General features: G+C 75.2%; 5 protein-coding genes. 3 read left to right on the forward strand and 2 right to left on the reverse strand.

Going from position 1 to position 4,144, the window contains the following annotated elements; genetic code table 11:
• The coding region (locus tag GTW08_RS08325) for an NAD(P)-binding protein (protein ID WP_161151724.1) at positions 1-378 on the reverse strand (378 nt) is incomplete at its 3' end.
• On the reverse strand, positions 375-1,469 hold the full coding sequence (hemE, locus tag GTW08_RS08330; RefSeq protein WP_073577096.1) for a uroporphyrinogen decarboxylase: 1,095 nt from the start codon (positions 1,467-1,469) through the stop codon (positions 375-377). The genes hemE and GTW08_RS08325, both read right to left, overlap by 4 nt.
• A gap of 95 nt (positions 1,470-1,564) precedes the next feature.
• Here hemE and GTW08_RS08335 point away from each other — a divergent pair, with 95 nt between their 5' ends.
• From GTW08_RS08335 to GTW08_RS08345, 3 genes are all read left to right on the forward strand, one after another.
• Positions 1,565-2,185, forward strand: a complete 621-nt coding sequence (locus tag GTW08_RS08335) for a DUF3000 family protein (RefSeq protein WP_073577097.1) — start codon at positions 1,565-1,567, stop codon at positions 2,183-2,185.
• A gap of 325 nt (positions 2,186-2,510) precedes the next feature.
• On the forward strand, positions 2,511-3,164 hold the full coding sequence (locus GTW08_RS08340; RefSeq protein ID WP_100880960.1) for a LuxR C-terminal-related transcriptional regulator: 654 nt from the start codon (positions 2,511-2,513) through the stop codon (positions 3,162-3,164).
• An 86-nt stretch (positions 3,165-3,250) separates the two neighbouring features.
• A partial coding sequence (locus tag GTW08_RS08345; protein ID WP_237453655.1) for an HRDC domain-containing protein occupies positions 3,251-4,144 on the forward strand: 894 nt, incomplete at its 3' end.

A 4,144-nucleotide genomic window follows, 5' to 3' on the forward strand; every position in this document is an offset into this window, starting at 1 on the left:
GACCGCGGCCCGTCCGGCGTCGGACAGCACTCCCCCGAGGTCGGCGTCGCGGCCGGGCACGCCCATCAGGGTGCCGCGGGGCAGGCCGACGGTCCGCCCGCCCGCGCGGATCGTCGCCGTCGCCGCGGTGGGGTGGGTGAGCGCGTCGGCCAGCCCGATCTCGGTGAGCAGCGCGGGGACCTCGGGACGGCGGGCGAGGAAGGCCTCGGCGCCGACGTCGAAGGGCGCCCCCGCGAGATCGACCGTGCACAGCACGCCGCCGAGCCGGTCACGCTGCTCGAGCACGACGATCTCGGCGGCCGGGCCGAGCAGCGTGCGCAGCCGGTGCGCGCAGGCCAGACCGGAGACACCGCCGCCGACGACGGCGACGCGGGTCATCGCGACGGACGGTCGCCCGTCGGCCCGGCCACGGGCTGGGCGTGCACCGTCTCGACGGTCCGGGTGATCGCGTCCGGGTCGGTGGGGGGCAGGACACCGTGGCCGAGGTTGAACACGTGCCCGCGGGTGCGCGCCCCCTCGGCGGCGATCCGCACGACCTCGGCGTCGACGGCCTCCTGACCGGCGAACAGCACCGCCGGGTCCAGGTTGCCCTGCACGGGCACCGCGCCACCGGCCCGGCGGGCCGCGACGTCGAGCGGGGTCCGCCAGTCGACGCCGATCACGTCGGCGCCGGCGTCGGTCATCGCACCCAGGAGCTCGGCCGTGCCGACCCCGAAGTGGATCCGCGGCACGCCGGCCCCGGCGAGCGCGCCGAGCACGGCCGCGGAGTGCGGCAGCACGAACTCGCGGTAGTCGCGCTCGGACAGCGCACCCGCCCAGGAGTCGAACAGCTGGACCGCGTCCACCCCGGCGGCGACCTGCTGCTGCAGGAACGTGCCGGTGAGCACGGCGAGCTTGCCGAGCAGGGCGTGCCACACGTCGGGGGCCGAGCGCATGAGGGACTTGGTCCGCTCGTGGTTGCGGCTCGGGCCGCCCTCGATGAGGTAGGAGGCGAGGGTGAACGGGGCGCCCGCGAACCCGATCAGCGGGACGCGGCCCAGCTCGGGCAGCAGCAGGCCGATCGCCTCGGTGACGCGCGCCACCTGCTCGGGCGCCAGCTCGGGCAGCGCCGCGACGTCGGCGGCGGTGCGGACCGGCGAGTCCACGACGGGCCCGGTGCCCGGCACGATGTCCACCCCGATACCCGCCAGGTACAGCGGCACCACGATGTCGGAGAACAGGATGGCCGCGTCCATGTCGTGGCGGCGGACCGGCTGCAGGGTGATCTCGCAGGTCAGGTCCGGGGTGAGGCACGCCTCGAGCATCGCGTTGTCCCGGCGCAGAGCCCGGTACTCCGGCAACGAGCGACCCGCCTGGCGCATGAACCAGACCGGCAGCCGCGACGGCGTCGCACCGCGCACTGCGTCGAGGAACGGTGCTCCCGCGAGGTCGCGGCGGGCGGGGGGCGCGGAGACGATACCTGCAGTCATGACCTCCTGATGATCCCACGCGGACCGGGCCGGTGCTCGGGCGCCCCGGCGCGCCTGCCAGGGACGACGGGTGTCGCACCCTAGAGTCCGACGCCGTGCCGGACCCGAACTCACCACCACCAGCAGCGTTCCGCAGCGCGGTCCGCTCGCTCGCGTCGGTCCGACCGCGCCCCGAGCTCGTGGTGCGGCCGCTCGAGGCCCCGCCCCGGCTCGCGCCGTACAGCTGGGCGACCAGCGTCGAGGCCGACATCGGGCACCGCGGCGACGGGACCGACGACCTCGACGAGCCGGACACCTCCGGCCGGTTGATCCTGCTCCACGACCCCGACGGCCAGGAACGCTGGGAGGGCACGTTCCGGCTGGTCTGCTTCGTGCAGGCCCGGCTGGAGCCCGGCCAGCTCGGCGACGACATGCTGCCGCGGATCGGCTGGTCCTGGCTGACCGACGCGCTCGAGCACGCCGGCGCCGGGTTCACCGCGCTCGGCGGGACCGTCACCCAGACCTCGTCGGTCCGCTTCGGCGGGCTCAGCGGCGTCGGTGGCGGCCCCGGCGAGGGGCCGCCGCGGGAGGACGACGTCGAGCTGCGCGCCTCCTGGTCGCCCACGGAGAGCGACGGTGATCTGTCCCGACACGCCGTCGCGTTCGCGTCCCTGGTGTCGACCGCTGCGGGTCTGCCGCCGGTAGGCGCAGTGCCGTTGAGCCGATCACCCGGCTGAACGTCGCAGGTCAACGGCATGCGTCGGAAATCTTTCACCCGGAGGGGTGGGACCGCGCCCACATGCATGTAACTTTCCAGGCCGGAAAGACGAATGCACACCAGACGTTAGGCCGCATGGAGGGATACCATCTCTTCCATGGCACCCGCCCGGGCGGCCGAGCGCCACTCTCCGTCCCTCGGGTTCCGGTGTTGGTCGGGGGCGTACGACCGACTCCAGGAAGGTTGACGACGTGGCTGTACTTGGCCAGCAAGTGCCGGCGCAGAGCTCCGGCAGCACCACCCCAGGTGGCGCTCCGATCGGTGGAGCAGTGCTCTCGCCGGGGATCGTCCCGCAGCCGCGGGAGGAGCTGTTCTCGGTGCTCGTCGTGGACGACCACCCGTTGCTCCGGGAGGCGATCGCCGGACGGCTGCGCTCCATGGGAGCGGGCACCGTGCACGAGGCCGCCTCGGTCACCGAGGCGCGGGCACGCGCCCACGCCGCAGGTCCCTGCGACCTCGCGATCCTCGACCTGACCCTGCCGGACGGCAGCGGGCTGGACCTGGTCAGCGAGCTCCGCTCGCTCGGCTGGAACCGGCTGGTCGTGCTCGCCTCCTCCGACGACCCGTACGCGGTCCGCTCGGCGTTCCAGGCCGGCGCGCAGGCCTACCTGCTCAAGTCGGCGTCGCCCTCGGTCGTGACCGACGGCGTCAAGCGGGTGCTCGACGGCGGCGTCTACGCCGACCCGACGGTCGCCCCGCTGCTCGCCACCGGGTCCCGCGTGCCGGGCACCGACAACACCCCGCGGGAGCTCTCGGCCCGCGAGGTCGAGGTGCTGCAGCTCGTCGCGGACGGCCAGTCCAACAAGGAGATCGGTGAGGCCCTGAACCTCTCCGCCCTCACGGTGAAGAGCCACCTCTCCCGGATCGGCCGCAAGCTCGGCACCGGCGACCGCGCCCAGATGGTCGCGCTCGCCATGCGCGCGGGGGTCATTCGCTGACTCCCGGGACCGGCGCCGCCGGCGGTACGGACACGACCCGGCCGCCGGCCTCGGCGACTCCGGACGGTTCACCCGATCCGGTACCGCTGCTCCGTCCCGCCGACGGCCTCCCCCAGGTCACCGCGACCCCCGACGACCTCGCCCGCGTGGCGGCGGCGATCGCCGGGGGCAGCGGCCCGGTCGCCGTCGACGCGGAGCGCGCCTCCGGCTTCCGGTACTCCCAGCGCGCCTACCTCGTGCAGCTGCGGCGTGCCGGGGCCGGGTCCGCCCTGGTGGACCCGATCCCGCTGCGCGGCGAGCTGGGCCCGCTCGCCGAGGCCCTCGACGGGCCGGAGTGGGTGCTCCACGCGGCCTCGCAGGACCTCCCGTGCCTGGCCGAGCTGGACCTGCGCCCGGCGTCGTTGTTCGACACCGAGCTCGCCGGCCGGCTGGCCGGACTGCCCCGGGTCGGGCTCGGCCCGATGGTGGAGAACCTGCTCGGCCTCGGCCTCGAGAAGGGGCACGGCGCCGCCGACTGGTCGCGCCGCCCACTCCCCGAGGACTGGCTGGTCTACGCCGCGCTCGACGTCGAGGTGCTCGTCGACCTGCGCACGGTCCTGACCCGGATGCTCGACGAGCAGGGCAAGCTCGACTGGGCCCGCCAGGAGTTCGAGGCGGTCCGCACCGCCCCGCCGTCCCCGCCGCGTGCGGAGCCCTGGCGGCGCACCTCGGGCATCCACAAGGTCCGCCGCCCCCGCCCGCTCGCCGCGGTCCGGGAGCTGTGGCAGGCCCGTGACTCCCTCGCCGCCGAGCGCGACATCGCCCCCGGCCGGGTCCTGCCCGACGCGGCGATCGTCGACGCCGCGGTGCGCAACCCCGACTCCCCACAGGCACTGGCCGAGCTGCCGGTGTTCCGCGGACGCTCCCAGCGCAGGCTGGCCCGCTACTGGTTCGACGCGCTCCGCCGGGCCGCCGACCTCCCCGAGACCGAGCTGCCGCGC

It is taken from the genome of Pseudonocardia sp. SID8383, assembly GCF_009864975.1.
Lineage (GTDB): Bacteria > Actinomycetota > Actinomycetes > Mycobacteriales > Pseudonocardiaceae > Pseudonocardia > Pseudonocardia alni.

Excerpts from the sequence above, each read along its gene's own strand:
- hemE (WP_073577096.1), bottom strand. The coding sequence starts at position 1,469 with ATGACTGCAGGTATCGTCTCCGCGCCCCCCGCCCGCCGCGACCTCGCG.